We start from the raw sequence: 21,814 nt of genomic DNA, 5'->3' as shown, positions 1-21,814 counted from the left end.
TATGGTCAAAGTAGCAACCCAGACACCGATTATCAGTCTCTTCTTGCTGATTTTATCCTTGGAAACATCTTTCATTCCTTCGATTGCTCTGAATCTTTCGGTAGTCGCATTCTGTATTCTCTTTATGCTCTATTACCGTCGATTTAAAGTATTGGCTTGGATGATTCTGCTCGCCATTTTGCCATCCTTTGCCAACTACTGGGCAGTTCAGTTACATGGAGATGCTTCGCAGGCAGTCATGCTTGGAACGAGGGCCTTTGTGACCGTTTGTATTGGTCTTGTTTTTGTTTCCTCTATTTCCCTAAAAGAGCTTCTCTTGTACTTGGCCCAAAAGGGGTTATCACGCTCTTGGGCCTATGCCTTGATTGTGGTATTTAATTCCTTCCCCCTCATTCAGCAAGAAATCAAGTCCCTAAAAGAAGCTTGCCTATTACGTGGTCAAGAACTGCATTTTTGGTCGCCCTTGATTTACAGCAAGGTTCTGATGACAGTCTTTAGGTGGCGCCATCTTTACCTGAGAGCCCTGTCGGCGCATGGATATGACGAACATGCACAGTTGAAGAATAGCTATCGGACTTTTTATATTCCTAAAAAAACAAAATTAATCTACCTGCTTTTCTTTTTATTGCTTCAAACCAGTCTATTTTTATAAAGGAGTTATTATGGAATTTACAGATATTGCGATGGAATTATCCAAGGAAGCTTGGCAGGCTTCCTTTCATCATCCCTTTATTTTACAATTACAAGAGGGGGATTTAGAACCTGCCGTTTTCCGCTATTACCTGATTCAGGATGCCTACTATCTGAAGGCCTTCTCAGAAATCTATCACCTTTTGGCTGATAAGACTTCAAACCAAGAGATGAAAAGACTCTTGAAACAAAATGCTCAGAGTCTAGTGGAGGGTGAGTTATTTATCCGCCAACAATTTTTCAAGGAATTGGAAATCAGCGATCAGGAAATGGAGCAACATCCAATCGCTCCAACCTGCTATCATTACATTTCTCACATTTATCGGCAATTTGCAGAGCCAAACTTGGGCATTGCCTTTGCAAGTTTGCTGCCTTGTCCTTGGTTATACCATGATATAGGCAAATCACTTAATCTTAAACCATCACCAAATCCTCTCTACCAACAATGGATTGAAACTTATATTACGGATGAGTTAGAGCAACAGATCAGAGAGGAGGGAGAGCTAGTCAATCAACTCTATCGCGAAAGTAATGAGACAGACAAGAAAAAAATGCTAGATGCCTTCCACATCAGTGTTCACATGGAAGCTAAGTTTTGGCAAATGGCCTACCAACACCAGACATGGAAGAGTGATTTACACTCTTTAGAAAAAGGAGAAGAATAGAAATATGAGAAAGCACCAATTGCAAGTTCACAAATTAACCATTTTATCCATGATGATTGCCCTTGATGTAGTCCTTACGCCTATCTTTCGGATTGAGGGAATGGCACCGATGTCCAGTGTAGTCAATATTCTAGCAGGAATCATGATGGGACCTGTTTATGCCTTGGCTATGGCTACAGTCACAGCCTTTATCCGTATGACGACTCAAGGGATTCCGCCTTTAGCTCTCACAGGAGCGACTTTTGGAGCCCTCCTTGCAGGTCTCTTTTATAAGTATGGTCGAAAATTTCATTATTCCGCTCTAGGAGAGATTTTGGGAACAGGTATTATTGGTTCTATTGTTTCCTATCCTGTTATGGTACTCTTTACAGGATCGGCCGCTAAGCTTAGTTGGTTTATCTATACTCCTCGATTTTTTGGAGCAACCTTGATTGGTACAGCGATTTCCTTTATTGCCTTTCGATTTTTAATCAAGCAGGAATTCTTTAAAAAAGTGCAAGGATATTTCTTTGGTGAAAGGATAGACTGATGCAGGCATTGACAAATCCTTTTCCTCTGGAAATGACTTCCCTAATTCACTGTATTACCAATGAGATTTCTTGTGAGATGCTAGCAAATGGGATTTTGGCTTTGGGATGTAAACCAGTTATGGCAGATGATTCCCGTGAGGTTCTTGATTTTACTAAGCAAAGCCAGGCACTCTTCATCAATTTGGGGCATTTGTCAGCTGAGAAGGAAAAAGCAATCCGTATGGCAGCTTCTTATGCAGCTCAAGTTTGTCTCCCAATGGTAGTAGATGCGGTTGGCGTAACAGCTTCAGTCATTCGTAAGAGCTTAGTTAAAGACCTTTTAGACAATAGCCCTACGGTCCTTAAAGGAAATATGTCAGAAATCCGAAGTCTTGTTGGCTTAAAACACCACGGCGTTGGGGTCGATGCCAGTGCTAAAGATCAAGAAACGGAGGATTTGCTTCAAGTCTTGAAAGACTGGTGTCAGACCTATCCTGGTATGTCATTCTTAGTTACTGGTCCTAAGGACCTCATCGTTTCGAAGAATCAGGTCGCTGTACTGGGAAATGGCTGTACAGAATTAGACTGGATAACAGGGACAGGAGACTTGGTTGGAGCCTTGACAGCCGTTTTTCTCAGCCAAGGAAAGACTGGATTTGAAGCTTCGTGTTTAGCAGTCTCTTATCTTAATATCTCCGCTGAGAGAATAGTTGTTCAAGGAATGGGATTGGAAGAATTTCGTTACCAAGTACTCAATCAGTTTTCGCTTCTAAGGAGAGATAAAAACTGGTTAGATGCCATCAAAGGAGAGGTTTATGAATAGAGAAGCACTTAGACTATATCTGGTAACCAATCGCTACCAAGATTCCGTGGAAAGATTTCTTGAAAAGGTTGAGACGGCTTGCCGTTCAGGGGTTACCATAGTCCAATTACGAGAAAAAAATCTCACAACCAATCAATATTATCAACTAGCAAAACAAGTCAAGGAAATAACAGATGTTTATCAGGTACCCTTGATAATCGATGATCGTTTGGATGTTTGTCTTGCAGTCGATGCTGCAGGTCTGCATATCGGAGACGATGAATTACCAGTTTCGGTTGCCCGACAAGTCTTGGGACCTGAAAAAATCCTCGGTGTCACCGCTAAAACAATAAAAAGAGCTCTGGAAGCAGAAACATCAGGTGCAGATTACTTGGGGACAGGAGCCATTTTCCCAACCACCACCAAGGAAAATGCGCCCATTACTCTGATATCGACCTTGAAAACAATTTGCCAAACGGTTGACATTCCAGTAGTTGCTATTGGCGGCTTGACTTCAGAGAACATTGACCAGCTTATGGGCACTGGCATAGCTGGAGTAGCTGTAGTGCGTGATTTGATGCAGGCAGAAGATATTGAGGCAAAAACCCAAGCCTTTTTATCAAAGCTGGATGACATTATTTCCTAACTAATACTCAATGAAAATCAAAGAGCAAATTAGGAAGCTAGCTGCAGGTTACTCAAAGCACAGCTTTGAGGTTGCAGATGGAAGCTGACGTAGTTTGAAGAGATTTTCGAAGAGTATAAAAACTCTCTAATTCCCTTAAAGTAGGAACTAGAGAGTTTTTTTCTTAATCTTTAAAAGTTGTATGGTTGACTGGGCCAGAGCCATGACCGAGTTGAGGAGCGTCTTGGATGGCTTTTGTGATAAAGGCCTTGGCCTTATCGACTGCCTGATAGAGAGTCTTGCCCTTGGCTAGTTCAGCCGTAATCACTGCAGCAAAGGTACACCCAGTACCATGGGTGTGACAGGTTTGAATTCGTGGGCTTTCCCAGACAAATTGGTCATCCTTGGTAAAGAGGAAATCCTTGGCACCGCCTTCGAGATGCCCACCTTTGATTACCACAGACTGAGGACCAAATTCTTTTAAAATCAGGCGACCGGCACGCTGCATGTCTTCAGGATCATGGATTGAAAAACCAACAATCTCTTCTGCCTCAGGAAGATTGGGCGTGATAATGGTTGCAAGGGGAAGTAGGTTTGTTTTTAGGTAAGTTCTGGCACTGGTACCAATCAGGGTGTCACCGCTTGTTGCGACCATAACAGGGTCAAGGACGTAGGGACAGTCCAACTTTTTAAGATAGGGTTGGATGATTTCCATGATTTCGGTAGTTGCCAACATCCCAGTTTTTACAGCCTGAGGTGGAATATCAGAAAAGACACTGTCCAATTGGGCTTTCAACATTTGAGGAGAAACGTGCTCGATTAATTGAACACCTCTGGTATTTTGAGCGACAAGACTGGTTACAACAGCCATTCCATAGACATCTCTAGCTTGGAACGACTTTAAATCAGCCATAATGCCAGCACCACCACTGGGGTCAGTACCTGCAATGGTCAAAGCAACGGGTAAATAAGTCATCTAAAACCTCCCAACCAACTGAAGTTTGTATTCTCAAGAACAAGCAAGTCTGTTTTAGGAAGGTAATAGAAGACTGCTAGTCCCCATTATCATTTCCACTTCCATCAGCTAGCATTACCTAGATTGAGTCAAAGGGTCTAACAGTTGTTAATCTCAGCTTTACGCACCCCTAGTGGTTGTTTTCTTTTTTTCTTTAGTATAGCATATTTTTATTGTTTATATAGTAATATTTGACTGCAAATCGTTTTTTAAATGATTAAAATTCTATTTTTTAAAGAAAAGATTGATTTTATAATTGACAAATGTAGATTTTAAGAGTATACTATTTAACATAATTGACAAATGTAGATTTTGGAGGTGTGATGATGCAGATTTCAGATGCAGAATGGCAGGTAATGAAGATTATTTGGATGCAAGGAGAGCAGACTAGTACGGATTTGATTAGGGTTCTGGCGGAGCGGTTCGACTGGTCCAAGTCGACCATTCAGACTCTTTTGGCTCGTTTGGTTGAGAAAGAGTGTCTGACAAGGAAAAAAGAAGGCAAGTTCTTTGTCTATTCAGCCCTTTTAACTTTGGAACAAAGTCGGGATTTACTTGTCCAAGATATCAAGGACAAGGTTTGTTCTCGTAGGATTAAGAACTTGTTGGCTGATTTGATTACTGAATGTGATTTTACTCAGGCTGACTTGGAAGACTTGGAAGCTGTGATTTCTGAGAAGAAATCAAGCGCTGTAACAAAAGTAAAATGTAATTGTATGTAAAGGAGACGTCATGTTAAATAGTATTGTAACCATTATTTGTATTGCCCTTATCGCGTTTATCTTGTTCTGGTTTTTCAAAAAGCCTGAAAAATCTGGACAAAAGGCCCAGCAAAAAAAGGGCTACCAAGAGATTCGAGTGGAGGTCATGGGGGGCTATACGCCTGAGTTGATTATCCTCAAGAAATCAGTGCCAGCCCGCATTATCTTTGACCGCAAGGATCCTTCACCCTGTCTGGATCAAATTGTTTTTCCAGATTTTGGTGTCCATGCGGACCTACCTATGGGGGAAGAGTATGTAGTGGAAATCACGCCTGAGCAGGCTGGAGAGTATGGTTTCTCTTGTGGCATGAATATGATGCACGGTAAGATGATAGTAGAGTAGGAGGAGACTATGACTGAAATTGTAAAAGCAAGTCTTGAAAATGGTGTTCAAAAAATCCGTATCACGGCAGACAAAGGCTATCATCCAGCCCACATTCAACTGCAAAAAGGAGTTCCTGCTGAGATCACCTTTCACCGTGTGACACCTTCAAACTGTTATAAGGAGATTCTTTTTGAAGAAGAAGGCATCTTGGAACCAATCGGCGTAGACGAAGAGAAAACAATTCGTTTTACACCTCAAGAATTAGGCCAACATGAATTTTCTTGTGGTATGAAGATGCAAAAGGGAAGCTATACAGTCGTTGAGAAGACTCGAAAATCTCTGTCACTTTTACAGCGTTTTTGGATTACTAGTATCTTTACTGTGCCTCTTGTGATCCTCATGATTGGGATGTCGACAGGAGGAATTAGTCACCAAGTCATGCGTTGGGGCACCTTTTTAGCCACAACACCGATTATGCTAGTAGCAGGTGGTCCTTATATTCAAAGTGCTTGGGCTAGTTTTAAAAAGCACAATGCCAACATGGATACCTTGGTTGCTCTGGGAACCCTAGTGGCCTATTTCTATAGCTTAGTTGCCCTCTTCGCTGGCCTCCCCGTTTACTTTGAAAGTGCTGCCTTTATCTTCTTCTTCGTTCTTATGGGAGCCGTTTTTGAGGAGAAAATGCGGAAAAATACTTCCCAAGCTGTGGAGAAATTACTTGACTTGCAGGCTAAAACTGCAGAAGTCTTGCGTGAGGATAACTATGTTCAAGTCCCTTTGGAGCAAGTCAAGGTAGGTGACCTGATTCGAGTGCGTCCCGGTGAAAAGATTGCGGTTGATGGTGTCGTAGTAGAAGGTATCTCTAGTATTGATGAGTCTATGGTGACAGGTGAGAGTCTACCTGTGGACAAGACAGTTGGAGATACTGTTATTGGCTCAACCATCAATAATAGTGGAACACTTGTTTTTAGAGCAGAAAAAGTTGGTTCAGAGACTGTTTTGGCTCAGATTGTGGATTTTGTGAAGAAAGCTCAGACAAGTCGTGCGCCGATTCAGGACTTGACGGATAAAATTTCAGGCATTTTTGTTCCAGCAGTTGTCATTTTAGGGATTGTGACCTTTTGGGTTTGGTTCGTCTTGCTCAGGGATAGTGTAGTTGTGCTTGGAGCGAGTTTTGTCTCTTCGCTTCTCTATGGAGTAGCAGTTCTGATTATTGCCTGCCCTTGTGCCTTGGGACTTGCAACACCGACAGCCCTTATGGTGGGGACAGGTCGCAGTGCCAAGATGGGAGTTCTCCTCAAAAATGGAACGGTTCTACAGGAAATCCAGAAAGTCCAAACTATTGTTTTTGATAAGACAGGAACTTTGACGGAAGGGAAACCTGTGGTCACAGATATCATCGGCGACGAAGTAGAAGTGCTTGGATTGGCAGCTTCCTTGGAAGAAGCTTCTCAACACCCACTGGCTGAGGCTATTGTTAAGCGAGCGACTGAAACTGGACTTGAGCTTCACACTGTGGAAAATTTCCAAGCCTTGCACGGAAAAGGTGTCTCAGGGCAAATCAATGGAAAACAAGTTCTGCTTGGAAATGCTAAAATGCTGGATGGCATGGATATTTCTAGCACTCATCAAGATAAACTAGAAGAACTGGAAAAAGAAGCTAAGACAGTTGTGTTCTTGGCTGTGGACAATGAAATCAAAGGCTTGCTAGCCTTGCAAGATATCCCCAAGGAAAATGCCAAGCTAGCCATCAGTCAGCTGAAAAAACGAGGTCTTAAAACAGTCATGCTGACAGGAGACAATGCAGGTGTGGCGCGTGCTATTGCCGATCAAATCGGAATCGAAGAGGTCATTGCAGGTGTCTTGCCAGAAGAAAAAGCCCATGAAATCCATAAACTACAAGCGACTGGAAAAGTAGCCTTTGTTGGGGACGGTATCAATGACGCTCCTGCCCTTAGTGTAGCAGATGTGGGGATTGCTATGGGAGCTGGAACAGATATTGCCATCGAGTCAGCAGATTTGGTGTTGACAACTAATAACCTCCTAGGAGTGGTTCGTGCCTTTGACATGAGTAAGAAAACCTTTAATCGAATTCTGCTCAATCTTTTCTGGGCCTTTATCTACAATGTCGCCGGAATTCCGATTGCAGCAGGAGTCTTTTCAGGTGTTGGACTGGCCCTCAATCCAGAACTGGCAGGTCTAGCTATGGCCTTTAGTTCTGTATCTGTTCTGACTAGTTCACTCTTACTAAACTTTAGTAAAATAGACTAAAAGTAATGACTGGATTTCTTTGTTATAAAACAGGAGTGACAGCACTTTCAAAACTGTATTAGAATAGAGAATAGAGAGTTTTGAGCAGATTTTTAGAAAAGTCAACATAAATATGATACAGTGGAATAGTAAAAGTTTGGAGAACGTTTCCAATTCTATGTAATCGTATTCTCCAAGTCTAAAAAAATTGAAGGAGAGTTATCACTATGACTCAAGGGAAAATTACTGCATCTGCAGCAATGCTTAACGTATTGAAAACATGGGGCGTAGACACAATCTACGGTATCCCATCAGGAACACTCAGCTCATTGATGGACGCTTTGGCTGAAGAAAAAGATATCCGCTTCTTGCAAGTTCGCCACGAAGAAACAGGTGCTCTTGCAGCGGTTATGCAAGCTAAATTCGGTGGCTCAATCGGGGTTGCAGTTGGTTCAGGTGGTCCAGGTGCGACTCACTTGATTAACGGTGTTTACGATGCAGCTATGGATAACACTCCATTCCTAGCGATCCTTGGATCACGTCCAGTTAACGAACTCAACATGGATGCTTTCCAAGAATTGAACCAAAACCCAATGTACAACGGTATCGCTGTATACAACAAACGTGTAGCTTACGCTGAGCAATTGCCAAAAGTAATCGACGAAGCTTGCCGTGCTGCAGTTTCTAAAAAAGGTCCAGCTGTTGTTGAAATCCCAGTAAACTTCGGTTTCCAAGAAATCGACGAAAACTCATACTACGGTTCAGGTTCATACGAACGTTCATTCATCGCTCCTGCTTTGAACGAAGTTGAAATCGACAAAGCTGTTGAAATCTTGAACAATGCTGAACGTCCAGTTATTTACGCTGGTTACGGTGGTGTGAAAGCTGGTGAAGTGATTACTGAATTGTCACGTAAAATCAAAGCACCAATCATCACAACTGGTAAAAACTTTGAAGCTTTCGAATGGAACTATGAAGGTTTGACAGGTTCTGCTTACCGTGTTGGTTGGAAGCCAGCCAACGAAGTGGTCTTTGAAGCAGACACAGTTCTTTTCCTTGGTTCAAACTTCCCATTTGCTGAAGTTTACGAAGCATTCAAGAACACTGAAAAATTCATCCAAGTCGATATCGACCCTTACAAACTTGGTAAACGTCACGCCCTTGACGCTTCAATCCTTGGTGACGCAGGTCAAGCAGCTAAAGCTATCCTTGACAAAGTAAACCCAGTTGAATCAACTCCATGGTGGCGTGCAAACGTTAAGAACAACCAAAACTGGCGTGATTACATGAACAAAATCGAAGGTAAAACTGAGGGTGAATTGCAATTGTATCAAGTTTACAATGCAATCAACAAACATGCTGATCAAGACGCTATCTATTCAATCGACGTAGGTGACACTACTCAAACATCTACTCGTCACCTTCACATGACACCTAAGAACATGTGGCGTACATCTCCACTCTTTGCGACAATGGGTATTGCCCTTCCTGGTGGTATCGCTGCTAAGAAAGACAATCCAGATCGCCAAGTATGGAACATCATGGGAGACGGTGCATTCAACATGTGCTACCCAGACGTTATCACAAACGTTCAATACGACCTTCCAGTTATCAACGTTGTCTTCTCAAATGGTAAATATGCCTTCATCAAGGACAAATACGAAGACACAAACAAACACTTGTTTGGTTGTGACTTCTCTAATGCTGACTATGCGAAAATCGCTGAAGCTCAAGGAGCTGTTGGATTTACAGTTGACCGTATCGAAGACATCGATGCAGTTGTTGCAGAAGCTGTTAAACTCAACAAAGAAGGTAAAACTGTTGTGATCGATGCTCGCATCACTCCACACCGTCCACTTCCAGTAGAAGTACTTGAGTTGGATCCAAAACAACATTCAGAAGAAGCAATCAAAGCCTTCAAGGAAAAATACGAAGCAGAAGAACTCGTACCATTCCGTCTCTTCTTGGAAGAAGAAGGGTTGCAATCACGCGCAATTAAATAATTCCTCTCGTCGAAATCAAAGATAAATTTATAGACTTCTTTATTAGCTTACTGCCGACGATTCCATCATTGAAACTATAAATTTCAATGATGTAATCTAGTGTGGAGCCTAGAAAAAGTCCCAAAGGATTTTTCGTAGTTTGATGAGCAAATATTTGCCATCAAACTTGGTGTCACCTTGTTTATTCTTTGATTTTCATAGAGCAGAACTTGAAAAGATCGGAGCAATCCGGTCTTTTTATGGAGGATAGTAAATGGATTTAAATCAATTAGATATTATTGTTTCAGATGTTCCCCAAGTCTGTGCTGACTTGGAGCATATCTTGGATAAAAAGGCAGATTATGCTGATGATGGTTTTGCTCAGTTTACGATTGGCAGTCACTGTCTGATGTTGTCCCAAAATCATTTGATTCCTTTGGAAGATTTTCAGTCAGGCATCATTCTTCACCTTGAGGTTGAGAATGTAGACCAGAATTACCAACGTTTAAAAGAGATCGGTGTCGAGATTTTAAACGGTATTTGTGAAACGGATTGGGGAACAGAGTCCTTATTAGTTAAAGGTCCAGCTGGTCTAGTGATTGATTTTTATCGTATGAAATAGGACGCTTAGTCATTTGACGTTAACCTTAACCATTCTTAAAACAGAAATTGAGAATATGAACTATTGAAAGATCGGAGCAATCCGGTCTTTTTATATAAAGAAATTGCATATAAATAGTTGACGGCGCTTTCTTAAAATCTTATAATAAAAATATAACAGCAGAAAATAAGATTGATATGGAAAGGAGAAATATTTTTTAAACAGCAGTTGTAAGTGGATTTTATTATTTCACTGGAACTTGGGATTGAAATATCTCCATGAATAGATAGTAGGAGGAAAGAGATGCAAAAAAAGGATATTTATCTAATCTGTGTGACCATGATTATCTGTTCAATTATTATAGGTTTGATTGTAGGAAATTTTATTTTGCACGGTCTTGAAGATATTGCTGACATCATTAACTACGGCTTGCTGATAATCAATCAAACTATCAATCAATCTATCTATTGATTGACAAGAGCTATTCATTTTTACATTTTATAGATCAAACAGATCGGAGCAATCCGGTCTTTTTCTTATCACAAGACTGTGATAGTTTACATTTTTATAACAAAAATCTTAAACTCTTGCTTGTTTTTGTATTAAATTATAAAATAGAAAGTATAAAAGAATAAAAGAGGTTTTGAAAATGTCTGAAAAACAAATGAAAGTGTTGGGCTGGGCAGCGACATTTATGTCTGTTATGATGTATGTGTCATATTTCCCACAAATCATGAATAATCTTGCCGGTCAAAAAGGCAACTTCATTCAACCCCTAGTCGCAGCTATCAACTGTAGTCTCTGGGTTTACTATGGTCTTTTCAAGAAGGAAAGAGATATTCCACTTGCAGCTGCTAATGCACCAGGTATCGTTTTTGGTTTAGTAACGGCTATCACAGCTTTGATTTAAAAAGAAGACTGCTTTCAGTCTTTTTCTTTTATGAAAATAGATGCTTCATTAAAGTAATTTTTGAATGAGAGTTGAGGGAACAAGTCCAGTTACAGCTAGCTTTACGAGAGTCTTTTATGTTCGTCTCTATCAAAGAAAAAAGTATATCGTTACTATTTTTATAAAATCTTCTCCCTACTTTATAAGATGTTAAAAAGAGTTCAAATGGAACTCTTTTTTTGCTATAATGAAGGAAGAAAAATCAGACAGGAGATCAAGATGTCAGAACCGTTATTTTTACAATCAGTTATGCAAGAAAAGATCTGGGGTGGAACCAAGCTACGTGATGAGTTTGGCTACGATATCCCAAGTGAAAAAATCGGAGAATACTGGGCTATCTCAGCCCATCCAAATGGTGTCTCTAAAGTTGCCAATGGTCGTTTCGAGGGAACAGACCTGGCTACTTTATATGCAGAGCACCGTGAATTGTTTGGCAACCGTCCAGAGCCTGTATTTCCACTTTTGACCAAAATTCTCGATGCCAATGACTGGCTCAGTGTTCAAGTTCATCCAGATAATGCTTATGGACTTGAGCATGAAGGCGAGCTTGGAAAAACAGAGTGCTGGTACATCATCGCTGCGGATGAAGGTTCAGAGATTATCTACGGGCATAATGCCAAGTCAAAAGAAGAACTCCGCCAGCAAATCGAAGATAAAAACTGGGATGCCTTGCTGACAAAAGTACCAGTTAAGGCTGGAGATTTCTTCTATGTGCCAAGTGGAACTATGCACGCTATCGGTGCAGGCATCTTGATTCTTGAAACCCAACAGTCTAGTGATACTACCTATCGCGTTTATGACTTTGACCGCAAGGATGATAATGGTAACTTGCGTGAACTTCACCTTGAAAAATCTATTGATGTATTAAACATTGGTGAGCCAGCAAATAGTCGTCCTGTAACTGTCAAAGCAGATGATTTGCGTTCCACTCTCCTTGTATCCAATGATTTCTTTGCAGTTTACAAGTGGGAAATTACTGGAAAAGTTGACTTCGAAAAGACAGCTGACTACAGCTTATTCAGTGTCTTGGCTGGTCAAGGTCAACTGACTGTTGACGGGAAAAATTATTCAATCCAAAAAGGCAGCCACTTTATCTTACCAAGTGATGTTGAAGCTTGGACTCTGGAAGGGCAAGGTTTGGAATTGATTGTTAGCCATCCATAAAAAAAGAAAGGGCCTGAGTTCACTACTCAAGTCCTTTTTGATTACATAAACTGGGCGATAAAGACCACGATGATGATGATAGGAATGATAAAACGAAGAAGGAAGAGCCAGACTTGGAAAAGTCCTTGTTTCCAGGCTGTTTCATCAAGATGCAGTTCCTCCATTGCAAGAGCCTTTTTAAAGATATAGCCTGTAAAAAGTGAAAGGCAGAGAGCTCCAAATGGCATGAGGAGATTGGAAACCAAGAAGTCCATAGCGTCAAAGAAGGTCTTCCCAAAGATGTGAACATCCGCCATGACACCGTAAGATAGGGCTGAAGGAATTCCAAAGACGAAGGTCAAGATTCCTAAAATGGCACTCCATTTGGCACGTTTGCTGTTGTCCTGATTGGTGATATTGCCCACATTGATTTCCAGCATAACAACGGAAGAAGTGACCGTCGCAAAGAGGAAGAGCAAGAGGAAGAGGATGTAGAAAATGGTTCCAAAAGGCATCTTGTCAAAGAGTTGAGGCAAGACGATAAAGAGCAAGCTCGGTCCCCCTTCAGACTGGATATTGAAGGCTGACATGGCTGGGAAAATGGCGAGACCTGCCATGATGGATACCGAGATATTCATGGCTACAATGGAAATCCCTGACTGGACTAGATTGGTTTTCTTATCCAAATAAGAAGCATAGGTCAGCATGGCTGTAACCCCTAGTGAGAGGGCAAAGAAAGATTGTCCCAGAGCATAGAGGAGACCAGCACTGGTTAGTTTTGAAAAGTCTGGTTTGAGGAAGTAGAGAACGCCTTCCATGGCATTTGGCAAACTGAGGGAACGACCGATGATGACGACAAAGATGATAAAGAGCAGAGGCATCATGACTTTCGAAGCTCTTTCAATCCCTTTTTGAACCCCACGTGATACAATAAAGATATTCAATAAGATAAAGGCAGCTTGAGCTCCTAAGGCAATGGCTGGATTGGAAATAATATCGGTAAAGAGCTGAGCATAGTCATTGGTAATGCCTAGGTGGAGAGCTTTACCGATAGCGATACCTAAATAAATGAAGACCCATCCTCCAATAACACTGTAGAAAGATAAGAGGATAAAGAGGGCAAAGGCACCAATCCAACCGATAAAGTTGTACTTGCTATTCTTGCCTAGTTTTCCAAAGGTTTTGATTGCTGAGACACCAGCGCTTCGGCCAAGGGCAAATTCAGCTAGTAAAAGAGGGAAACCGATTAGAATAGTGGAGATGAGAAAGACTAGTAAAAAGCCTCCTCCACCGTTAGCAGCAGTCATGTAGGGGAATTTCCAAACGGCTCCAAGTCCGATGGCTGAACCAGCAGATGCTAGGATAAAGCCCAGTTTAGAACCCCATTGCGATTTTTCAGACATAGTTAAACTCCTAAAATTAGTATTACAAAAGAAAAAGCTACTGCCCTTGGCAACTAGCCTCATCAGTACTCAAAATGAGCCTTTCTTTTGATTGATAGACTTGACTATCCTATCATGTTTTCTAAGGTCTGTCAAGAAAACCATTTTCATGTTATGATAAAGTAAAAAATTTCGCAAAAATGCTTGACTCTGACCTAGGGGGAGGGGTTATACTATCAATGTAATACTCTTCGAAAATCTCTTCAAACCACGTCAGCGTTCATCTGCAACCTCAAAACGGTGTTTTGAGCAACCTACGGCTAGCTTCCTAGTTTGCTCTTTGATTTTCATTGAGTATAAGGAGGAAATCATGTACCATATAAAAGAAGCTGCCCAGCTTTCGGGTGTCTCTGTCAAGACCCTGCACCACTACGATAAGATAGGACTTTTGGTTCCTTTAAAGTCGGAAAACGGCTATCGAACCTACAGTCAGGAGGATTTGGAACGCCTTCAGGTCATTCTTTACTATAAATATCTAGGTTTTTCTTTAGAAAAAATAGCAGAGCTATTAAAGGAAAAAAGGACAGATTTATTGCCTCATTTGACTAGGCAGTTGGACTATTTGACTCGAGAAAGGCAACATCTGGATAGCTTGATTTCCACCTTGCAAAAAACCATTCAAGAACAAAAAGGAGAAAGAGAAATGAGCATTCAAGAGAAATTTGCTGGATTTAACTACCAAGACCATCAAAAATACCACCAAGAGGCGGTAGAGAAATATGGACAAGAAGTCATGGATCAAGCGCTGGAGCGCCAGAAAGGTCACGAAGACGAGGCTACTACTGCCTTCAACCAAGTTTTTCAAGCCTTGGCACAAAATCTTCAAGCTGGTCTACCGATAACAGCGTCTGAAAACCAAGAAGAAGCAGGCAAACTCTTGCAAGCCATCCGTACTTATGGATTTGACTGCTCTATCGAGGTCTTTGGTTATATTGGAAAAGGCTATGTCTATAATCCAGAGTTTAAGGAAAACATTGACAAATTTGGCCCAGGAACAGCCCAGTACACATCAGATGTCATTGCTCACTATGTCCAAACTCAGACAAAATAAAATCGGAGGAGTGATCTTCCGATTTTTACTAAATTCAAGCACTACTTGCTTAATAATTTTTCTACTACATTTAGTTTTCGCATGGTCAAATCTACATTAAAAAGCTTTTCAAGATAGTTGGTATGGAGTTTCTTTTGTTTTGCAGTTCTAGGGAGATAGAGGTAAAGACAATGGTTACCGACACAAATTTCTTCTTCGCCGTAATCCATTTTTAATTTTTCTAAGGGGAGACTTTGAATAGCTTCTTGATAAAAAATCACGTGTATACGGTCATAAAGATAGTGTTCTCCAAAAGGGTTTTCTTGGACAATTTTTGTAAAATTACTTTTGTTCTTGATAACCATTTTTAAGTCGGCCCCAATTTTTTCTTTTATCAGAGTATGAACACGTTCTCGTATTTTTTCTAAATCTAAGTCACTTTCAAGAATGATATTCCCACTTTGAATATAGGTTCGAACTTGTTGAAAACCAGCTTCTGTCAAGATATCTACTAGATAAGACATTTTAGGGATAGCATTTTTTCCATTAGGAGTAACTCCCCTTAACAAGATAATATGTTCCAAAGGGCTTCCTTTCTTTTGGGGTAGATTGTTCCATTGAGTAATGTATATTTAGATTAGATTTGATCCCGCAACCCAGCCAGTACAGAGGGCAGAAGTGATGTTAAAGCCACCTGTGTGGGCGTTGATATCCATGACCTCGCCAGCAAAGTGGAGGCCAGGTACCAGCTTACTTTCCAGAGTTTTAGGGTTGATTTCCTTAAGACTGACGCCACCCTTGGTAACAAAGGACTTGGCGAGGGACATTTTACCAGTCACAGGGATTTTGAGGGACTTGATAGACTGGAGCAGTTTTTCACGTTCCTTTTCAGTCAGTTGTTTGACTTTGTCAGGATAGCCTTGTACAAAAAATTCTGCCAAGCGTTCTGGTAACAAGGTTTTTAAAGCATTTTTCAAGGATTTTTCCCGATTTTCTTCGAGAAATGCAGCCAAGTCCTTCTCAGAAAGTTGAGGCAAAACGTCCAGTGAGAGAACCTCCCCACCCTTGACAAAACTAGACAAACGTAGGGCAGCAGGGCCAGACAAACCAAAGTGGGTAAAGAGGAGGTCATGAGTGATGACATGTTTGCCATAGCTTAGGGTCACATCATCCAATGAAATTCCCTGCAAGGCCTTGTGTGGAAAATCTGTTAATAAAGGACTTTCAGCGGCTTCAAGTTCGGTAATGGTATGCTTAAAATGACGGGCAATCTCGTGACCAAAACCAGTAGAACCAGTCGAAGGATAAGATTTACCACCAGTTGTGACAATGAGTTTCTCACAAGTGAAGGTTTGGTCAGCTGATTTAAGGACAAACTGGTCATCTATCTTTTTAACCGAAACAATTTCTGTTTGAGTAGCAACTTGACCACCGAGCTCAGTGATTTTCTTTTCCAAGGCTTCGATAATGGTACGAGACTTGTCACTAGTAGGAAAGACGCGGCCGTGGTCTTCGACCTTAAGTTTAACCCCATTTTCTGTAAAAAAGTTAATGATGTCATGATTATCAAACTGGGAGAAGACACTGTATAAAAAGCGTCCATTTCCAGGAATTCCAGCTAGCAGGTCGTCCAAACTACCATTGTTGGTTACATTGCAACGTCCCCCACCAGTTCCAGCTAATTTCTTTCCAAGTTTCCGATTTTTTTCGATGAGGAAGGTTTTCTGTCCATAAAAGCTACTGGAAATCGTAGCCATCATGCCAGCAGGACCTCCACCGATGACAATAGTATCAAAATGTTTCATAGCTCTATTGTACCACAAAAAAACAAGAGATGATGGTCACCTCTTGTCAAGAATGCAATTAATCAATTTCATATCCCATCAGCAAACCACCATCTTCTGCATAAAAACTGCAGAGACCAGATGTTGGGAGAATTTTAATATCCGCTTGTGGGAAGGTTTCACGGATTCGGTCTGAAAGCTGTTGGCAACATTTCTCGTTATTGCGTTGGGCCATGACAATACGGCCACCAGCATATCCTGCTTTCACTAACTCTTCATAGGCTGCCTGAATCGATTTCTTTGCTCCTCTTGCTTTTTGTAGCAATTCGAGAGTTCCAGTTTCACTAGCTTCCCCGACCATACGGATATTTAGAAGGCCAACGACCGTACCGATAAGCTTGCTCAAACGGCCGTTTTTCACCAAGTTATCGACTTTGGCTAGGACAAAGAGCAACTTGGTTTTTTCTTGATAGGCAGTGATAGATTCAACCACTTCTTCAAAAGATAAGCCCTGGTCAATCAAGTCATTTAATTTTTCTACGAGCAAGTCAACTTCCCCGCCAGCAGACAAACTATCAATTACATGAATCTTAGTGTCAGGATGGTCTTCCAGATAAATATTCTTGGCCAGTTGAGCGCTATTGTGACTGCCAGAAAGAGTACCAGTGATGGTTACTAGGAAAATGTTTTTGGCTCCTTCAAATGCTCGCAAATAATCATCTGGGCTTGGACAAGCCGATTTTGAAGCTTCTGCGGTTGCATACATGGTTTCCATCATTTGGTCAATGTTAAGACTGGCATCATCAACAAAGACCTGATCAGCTACTTGAATGGTTAAGGGAACACTTACAAAGGTCGTGTCAATAGCTGGTGTTGCCAGCTGACGATAATCACAACCAGAGTCAGCAATAATCTTCCAAGTCATAGAAATTCTCCATCTTTGTCAGTTATACATTGACAAAGGTTCTGTCTTTTTTTACAATTATATCATGAAAACCCTTGAAACAAAAGCCTCATCCGTCTGTTGTGACAAGTAGAAAGAAAATGTTATGTCTGAACGTAGAATCTCTGAAAAGTCTCTTGAAAATCTCAGAAAATCAAACCAAGAATCGAATTTATTAACTAGAGAAGCCATCGAAACAGCCCTCTTGCAGCTCTTGGAAAAAAAGGATCTGACCAAGATTAGTATTTCTGAATTGGTCAAACGTGCAGGCGTTTCTCGTGCAGCCTTTTACCGTAATTATGATTCCAAAGAGGAGATTTTAGAAAGCGTCTTTAAACGAACTGTCCACAATATTATGGAACAGATGCATCATTATGATTTAAAGACGGACCTTTATCTGGTATGGGTTCACCTTTTCCGAGAGGCAAGAAAGGAAGCCAGAGTGATTCAACTGGCCTTGGATTACCATCTGGAAAAAATCTTTGTCCAAGCCATGCAGGAATTTCTAGAAAAATACCATGGAAAATCAAAAGGTGTCAGCTCTTATCTTCATTCCTTCTGGAGTTCGGCCATCGTCTCTGTCCTCCTAAAATGGATCAAGGATGGCATGAAGGTACCAGCTGAAAAGATTGCGGATTTAGGTTTACCATTTTTTAAAAAATAGAGAAAAAGGAGAAAAGAGATGACTGAAAAAAGACTGGCTTGGGATGAGTATTTTGCAGCCCAAGCCCTACTGATTGCTAATCGTTCCACTTGTAAACGTGCCAAAGTGGGCGCTATTCTGGTAAAAGATAATAAGGTTATTTCCACTGGTTACAATGGTTCGGTGTCAGGTACCGAGCATTGTATTGACCATGAATGTCTGGTCATTGAAGGCCACTGTGTTCGCACCCTTCACGCTGAGGTTAATGCTATTCTCCAAGGTGCAGAGCGTGGTGTTCCTAAAGGCTTTACAGCCTATGTAACCCATTTTCCTTGTCTGAACTGTACCAAACAATTATTGCAGGTCGGCTGCAAACGCGTGGTTTATATCAACCAGTACAGAATGGACGACTACGCCCAATACCTCTATCAAGAAAAAGGGACAGAATTGACTCATTTACCACTTGAGACAGTACAGACAGCTCTTAAAGAGGCTGATCTAATGTAAAAATTATCAAAAATAAATGGTTTAGAAAGATTTTTAAACCGTTTTTTGGTATAATAAGAAGAATAAATTGAAAGAAGGAATTCCAAAAATGGGAAAAATTGAAGTTATTAATCATCCACTGATTCAACACAAATTGTCAATCTTGCGTCGTACAGATACTTCTACAAAAGCTTTTCGTGAGCTAGTAGATGAGATTGCAATGTTGATGGGGTATGAAGTACTTCGTGATCTTCCACTAGAAGATGTGGAAATCGAAACACCAATTACAAAAACAGTTCAAAAACAATTGGCAGGTAAGAAATTGGCCATCGTTCCAATTTTGCGTGCAGGTATCGGGATGGTTGATGGTCTCTTGAGCTTGGTTCCAGCTGCTAAAGTTGGTCACATCGGTATGTACCGTGATGAAGAAACACTTCAACCAGTTGAGTACTTGGTAAAATTGCCTGAAGATATTGACCAACGTCAAATTTTTGTGGTAGACCCAATGTTGGCAACAGGTGGATCAGCAATCTTAGCTGTCGACTCACTTAAAAAACGTGGGGCATCAAATATCAAGTTTGTCTGCCTTGTATCTGCTCCAGAAGGTGTAAAAGCCCTTCAAGAAGCTCATCCAGATGTAGAAATCTTTACAGCAGCCTTGGATGAACGCTTGAACGAACACGGTTATATCGTTCCAGGTCTTGGAGATGCTGGAGACCGCTTGTTCGGTACGAAATAAAATTAAAAGAAGAATGACTTGGAAAAGGATTTCCAGTCACGAAAGGAGGTTGAATTTTTGTTTCTGTCTAATGAAAACAGAGCAAAAATTTGACCTTTTTTGACCAATATATTATAATAGTCTTATCTTTAGTCATTTGACCAACAAAAATAAAACTCAAAAGGAGAAATAAATGATTCCTGTAGTTATTGAACAAACAAGTCGTGGAGAACGTTCTTACGATATTTACTCACGTCTTCTCAAAGACCGCATCATTATGCTAACAGGTCCAGTTGAAGACAATATGGCTAACTCTGTTATTGCCCAATTGCTTTTCTTGGATGCCCAAGATAGTACAAAAGATATTTACCTTTATGTAAACACACCTGGTGGTTCTGTTTCAGCTGGTTTGGCAATCGTTGATACCATGAACTTTATTAAGGCAGATGTCCAAACTATCGTTATGGGTATGGCAGCATCTATGGGAACAGTCATCGCATCAAGTGGAGCAAAAGGCAAACGTTTCATGCTTCCAAATGCAGAGTATATGATCCACCAACCAATGGGCGGTACAGGTGGAGGTACCCAACAAACCGATATGGCGATCGCTGCAGAACACTTGCTTAAAACTCGTAATACCTTGGAAAAAATCTTGGCTGAAAATTCAGGTCAGTCAATCGAAAAAATCCATGCAGATGCAGAACGCGATAACTGGATGAGTGCTCAAGAAACACTTGAATATGGCTTTATTGATGAAATCATGGCCAACAATTCATTGAACTAATGTTGATAGAAGGCAAACTCGACTGGGTTTGCTTTTTTTGGTATAATAGGGAGAGATTTCTTAGAAAGAGGATTTATCATGTTTGAAAAAGTCAATCGATCTGGCTTGATTATCTATCTTTACTATAATCGTGATGCAAAAAAACTGCAGGATTATGGAGATATTACCTATCATTCCAAGAAACATCGTTACTTACAACTCTATGTTCCAACTCAAGAAGTGGAGCAATTGGTCGGGCGCTTGAGCAAGGAAAAATTTATCAAAAAAGTCAGAGTTTGTCATATCCAAGAGCTGGAAACACCCTTTGTTGGCAACCTTTACCGAGAAGAAAACGTTATCAGATAAAAATTTAAAGAAAAGCGTTGACAATTTTCTGATAATTCGGTATATTCTTAACAGACTATTTAAGAAATAAGGAGACAAAAAAAGATGAAGAAAAAATTTGCCCTATCGTTTGTGGCGTTTGCAAGTGTAGCACTTCTTGCAGCCTGTGGAGAAGTGAAGTCTGGAGCAGTCAACACTGCTGGTAACTCAGTAGAAGAAAAGACAATTAAAATCGGGTTTAACTTTGAGGAAACTGGTGCCGTAGCAGCCTACGGAACATCTGAACAAAAAGGTGCCCAATTGGCTGTTGATGAAATCAATGCTGCAGGTGGTATCGATGGAAAACAAATCGAAGTAGTTGATAAAGATAATAAGTCTGAAACAGCTGAGGCGGCTTCAGTAACAACTAACCTTGTAACCCAATCTAAAGTATCAGCAATCGTAGGACCTGCGACATCTGGTGCAACTGCAGCTGCGGTAGCGAACGCTACAAAAGCAGGTGTTCCATTGATCTCACCAAGTGCGACTCAAGATGGATTGACTAAAGGTCAAGATTACCTCTTTATCGGAACTTTCCAAGATAGCTTCCAAGGAAAAATTATCTCAAACTATGTTTCTGAAAAATTAAATGCTAAGAAAGTTGTTCTTTACACTGACAATGCCAGTGACTATGCTAAAGGGATTGCTAAAGCCTTCCGTGAAGCTTACAAAGGTGAAATCGTTGCAGATGAAACTTTCGTAGCAGGTGACACAGACTTCCAAGCAGCCCTTACAAAAATGAAAGGGAAAGATTTTGATGCTATCATCGTTCCTGGTTACTACACTGAAGCTGGTAAAATTGTAAACCAAGCGCGTGGTATGGGAATTGACAAACCAATCGTTGGTGGTGATGGATTCAACGGTGAAGAGTTTGTACAACAAGCAACTGCTGAAAAAGCATCAAACATCTACTTTATCTCAGGCTTCTCAACTACTGTAGAAGTTTCAGCTAAAGCAAAAGCCTTCCTTGATGCATACCGTGCTAAGTACAATGAAGAGCCTTCAACATTTGCAGCCTTGGCTTATGACTCAGTTCACCTTGTAGCAAATGCAGCAAAAGGTGCTAAAAACTCTGGTGAAATCAAGGATAACCTTGCTAAAACAAAAGATTTTGAAGGTGTAACTGGTCAAACAAGCTTCGATGCAGACCACAACACAGTCAAAACTGCTTACATGATGACCATGAACAATGGTAAGGTTGAAGCAGCAGAAGTTGTAAAACCATAATAGAAAAATGTTGAAATAGGGAATGAGCCTCGGACTCACTCCCTGTTTCGATGTTTAATACTCTTCGAAAATCTCTT

General features: G+C 40.8%; 25 protein-coding genes and 1 riboswitch. Of the genes, 20 read left to right on the top strand and 5 right to left on the bottom strand.

Annotation, left to right across the window (positions count from 1 at the left end):
• Nucleotide 1 precedes the first annotated feature (1 nt).
• Genes HT697_RS05640 through thiE form a run of 5 tightly spaced genes read left to right on the top strand, consistent with a single transcriptional unit; the run spans nucleotide 2 to nucleotide 3,312 of the window.
• Nucleotides 2-652, top strand: a complete 651-nt coding sequence (locus HT697_RS05640; RefSeq protein ID WP_173217684.1) for an energy-coupling factor transporter transmembrane component T — start codon at nucleotides 2-4, stop codon at nucleotides 650-652.
• A 10-nt stretch (nucleotides 653-662) separates the two neighbouring features.
• Complete coding sequence (tenA, locus tag HT697_RS05635; RefSeq protein ID WP_023933983.1) at nucleotides 663-1,355, top strand: thiaminase II; 693 nt, start codon at nucleotides 663-665, stop codon at nucleotides 1,353-1,355.
• Nucleotides 1,356-1,359: 4 nt separating this feature from the next.
• On the top strand, nucleotides 1,360-1,884 hold the full coding sequence (gene thiW / locus HT697_RS05630) for an energy coupling factor transporter S component ThiW (RefSeq protein WP_023933981.1): 525 nt from the start codon (nucleotides 1,360-1,362) through the stop codon (nucleotides 1,882-1,884).
• Nucleotides 1,884-2,687 carry a hydroxyethylthiazole kinase gene (locus HT697_RS05625; RefSeq protein WP_173217682.1) on the top strand — a complete coding sequence of 268 codons (804 nt, stop codon included), beginning with the start codon at nucleotides 1,884-1,886 and terminating at the stop codon, nucleotides 2,685-2,687. The genes thiW and HT697_RS05625 overlap by 1 nt, the downstream gene beginning before the upstream one ends.
• Nucleotides 2,680-3,312 (top strand): thiamine phosphate synthase, encoded by a 633-nt coding sequence (gene thiE / locus HT697_RS05620; RefSeq protein WP_172923372.1) that lies wholly within the window; start codon nucleotides 2,680-2,682, stop codon nucleotides 3,310-3,312. Before HT697_RS05625 ends, thiE begins: the two co-directional genes overlap by 8 nt.
• Nucleotides 3,313-3,475: 163 nt before the next feature.
• Here thiE and thiD read toward each other — a convergent pair whose 3' ends face one another.
• The gene (thiD, locus tag HT697_RS05615; RefSeq protein ID WP_173217680.1) at nucleotides 3,476-4,267 is read right to left on the bottom strand and encodes a bifunctional hydroxymethylpyrimidine kinase/phosphomethylpyrimidine kinase; all 792 of its coding nucleotides are present in this window, start codon (nucleotides 4,265-4,267) and stop codon (nucleotides 3,476-3,478) included.
• A gap of 83 nt (nucleotides 4,268-4,350) precedes the next feature.
• Nucleotides 4,351-4,448: riboswitch (TPP riboswitch) on the bottom strand.
• A gap of 184 nt (nucleotides 4,449-4,632) precedes the next feature.
• Here thiD and HT697_RS05610 point away from each other — a divergent pair.
• The 8 genes from HT697_RS05610 (at nucleotide 4,633) to manA (ending at nucleotide 12,338) form a co-directional block, all read left to right on the top strand.
• Nucleotides 4,633-5,028, top strand: coding sequence for a CopY/TcrY family copper transport repressor (locus HT697_RS05610; protein ID WP_173217778.1), 396 nt, complete (start codon nucleotides 4,633-4,635; stop codon nucleotides 5,026-5,028).
• A 10-nt stretch (nucleotides 5,029-5,038) separates the two neighbouring features.
• The gene (locus HT697_RS05605; RefSeq protein ID WP_173217678.1) at nucleotides 5,039-5,410 is read left to right on the top strand and encodes a cupredoxin domain-containing protein; all 372 of its coding nucleotides are present in this window, start codon (nucleotides 5,039-5,041) and stop codon (nucleotides 5,408-5,410) included.
• Between the two features lie 9 nt (nucleotides 5,411-5,419).
• Nucleotides 5,420-7,663 (top strand): heavy metal translocating P-type ATPase, encoded by a 2,244-nt coding sequence (locus HT697_RS05600; protein ID WP_173217676.1) that lies wholly within the window; start codon nucleotides 5,420-5,422, stop codon nucleotides 7,661-7,663.
• A 206-nt stretch (nucleotides 7,664-7,869) separates the two neighbouring features.
• Complete coding sequence (spxB, locus tag HT697_RS05595) at nucleotides 7,870-9,645, top strand: pyruvate oxidase (protein ID WP_173217675.1); 1,776 nt, start codon at nucleotides 7,870-7,872, stop codon at nucleotides 9,643-9,645.
• Between the two features lie 253 nt (nucleotides 9,646-9,898).
• Nucleotides 9,899-10,246 carry a VOC family protein gene (locus tag HT697_RS05590; RefSeq protein WP_173217673.1) on the top strand — a complete coding sequence of 116 codons (348 nt, stop codon included), beginning with the start codon at nucleotides 9,899-9,901 and terminating at the stop codon, nucleotides 10,244-10,246.
• A 282-nt stretch (nucleotides 10,247-10,528) separates the two neighbouring features.
• The gene (locus tag HT697_RS05585; protein WP_173217671.1) at nucleotides 10,529-10,696 is read left to right on the top strand and encodes a hypothetical protein; all 168 of its coding nucleotides are present in this window, start codon (nucleotides 10,529-10,531) and stop codon (nucleotides 10,694-10,696) included.
• Nucleotides 10,697-10,874: 178 nt separating this feature from the next.
• A complete protein-coding gene (locus tag HT697_RS05580) occupies nucleotides 10,875-11,135 on the top strand; it encodes a SemiSWEET family transporter (protein ID WP_004261618.1) in 261 nt (86 codons plus the stop codon).
• Nucleotides 11,136-11,393: 258 nt separating this feature from the next.
• Nucleotides 11,394-12,338 carry a mannose-6-phosphate isomerase, class I gene (manA, locus tag HT697_RS05575; protein ID WP_173217669.1) on the top strand — a complete coding sequence of 315 codons (945 nt, stop codon included), beginning with the start codon at nucleotides 11,394-11,396 and terminating at the stop codon, nucleotides 12,336-12,338.
• A gap of 41 nt (nucleotides 12,339-12,379) precedes the next feature.
• Here the strand turns inward: manA and HT697_RS05570 are convergent, their stop codons facing one another.
• Nucleotides 12,380-13,720, bottom strand: a complete 1,341-nt coding sequence (locus tag HT697_RS05570; protein WP_173253330.1) for a sodium-dependent transporter — start codon at nucleotides 13,718-13,720, stop codon at nucleotides 12,380-12,382.
• Between the two features lie 349 nt (nucleotides 13,721-14,069).
• On the opposite strand from HT697_RS05570, the gene HT697_RS05565 reads away from it, so the two are divergent.
• Nucleotides 14,070-14,810 carry a MerR family transcriptional regulator gene (locus HT697_RS05565; protein ID WP_173253329.1) on the top strand — a complete coding sequence of 247 codons (741 nt, stop codon included), beginning with the start codon at nucleotides 14,070-14,072 and terminating at the stop codon, nucleotides 14,808-14,810.
• Between the two features lie 41 nt (nucleotides 14,811-14,851).
• Here HT697_RS05565 and HT697_RS05560 read toward each other — a convergent pair whose 3' ends face one another.
• The 3 genes from HT697_RS05560 to HT697_RS05550 are packed head-to-tail and all read right to left on the bottom strand — an operon-like array spanning nucleotide 14,852 to nucleotide 17,498.
• On the bottom strand, nucleotides 14,852-15,373 hold the full coding sequence (locus tag HT697_RS05560) for a DUF1697 domain-containing protein (protein WP_173253328.1): 522 nt from the start codon (nucleotides 15,371-15,373) through the stop codon (nucleotides 14,852-14,854).
• Between the two features lie 48 nt (nucleotides 15,374-15,421).
• Nucleotides 15,422-16,594 (bottom strand): NAD(P)/FAD-dependent oxidoreductase, encoded by a 1,173-nt coding sequence (locus tag HT697_RS05555; protein ID WP_173262503.1) that lies wholly within the window; start codon nucleotides 16,592-16,594, stop codon nucleotides 15,422-15,424.
• Nucleotides 16,595-16,652: 58 nt separating this feature from the next.
• The gene (locus HT697_RS05550; RefSeq protein WP_173262500.1) at nucleotides 16,653-17,498 is read right to left on the bottom strand and encodes a DegV family protein; all 846 of its coding nucleotides are present in this window, start codon (nucleotides 17,496-17,498) and stop codon (nucleotides 16,653-16,655) included.
• 124 nt (nucleotides 17,499-17,622) lie between these two features.
• Here HT697_RS05550 and HT697_RS05545 point away from each other — a divergent pair, with 124 nt between their 5' ends.
• The 6 genes from HT697_RS05545 to HT697_RS05520 all read left to right on the top strand — a co-directional run bounded on the left by HT697_RS05545 (nucleotide 17,623) and on the right by HT697_RS05520 (nucleotide 21,737).
• Nucleotides 17,623-18,180 carry a TetR/AcrR family transcriptional regulator gene (locus HT697_RS05545; protein ID WP_173262497.1) on the top strand — a complete coding sequence of 186 codons (558 nt, stop codon included), beginning with the start codon at nucleotides 17,623-17,625 and terminating at the stop codon, nucleotides 18,178-18,180.
• An 18-nt stretch (nucleotides 18,181-18,198) separates the two neighbouring features.
• On the top strand, nucleotides 18,199-18,666 hold the full coding sequence (locus HT697_RS05540) for a cytidine/deoxycytidylate deaminase family protein (RefSeq protein ID WP_000136976.1): 468 nt from the start codon (nucleotides 18,199-18,201) through the stop codon (nucleotides 18,664-18,666).
• Nucleotides 18,667-18,754: 88 nt separating this feature from the next.
• A complete protein-coding gene (gene upp, locus HT697_RS05535; RefSeq protein WP_000515974.1) occupies nucleotides 18,755-19,384 on the top strand; it encodes a uracil phosphoribosyltransferase in 630 nt (209 codons plus the stop codon).
• Nucleotides 19,385-19,556: 172 nt separating this feature from the next.
• The gene (gene clpP, locus HT697_RS05530) at nucleotides 19,557-20,147 is read left to right on the top strand and encodes an ATP-dependent Clp protease proteolytic subunit ClpP (RefSeq protein ID WP_138700163.1); all 591 of its coding nucleotides are present in this window, start codon (nucleotides 19,557-19,559) and stop codon (nucleotides 20,145-20,147) included.
• 78 nt (nucleotides 20,148-20,225) lie between these two features.
• A complete protein-coding gene (locus HT697_RS05525) occupies nucleotides 20,226-20,492 on the top strand; it encodes a YlbG family protein (protein ID WP_050223575.1) in 267 nt (88 codons plus the stop codon).
• Between the two features lie 84 nt (nucleotides 20,493-20,576).
• Entirely contained in the window at nucleotides 20,577-21,737 is a 1,161-nt protein-coding gene (locus HT697_RS05520; protein ID WP_173217660.1) for an ABC transporter substrate-binding protein, read from the top strand.
• Nucleotides 21,738-21,814: the final 77 nt, after the last annotated feature.

This window comes from Streptococcus sp. 1621 (assembly GCF_013276615.1).
Classification (GTDB): domain Bacteria; phylum Bacillota; class Bacilli; order Lactobacillales; family Streptococcaceae; genus Streptococcus.
The sequence above is the reverse complement of the archived record's forward strand: the minus strand, read 5'-3'. Positions and strand labels throughout refer to the sequence as shown.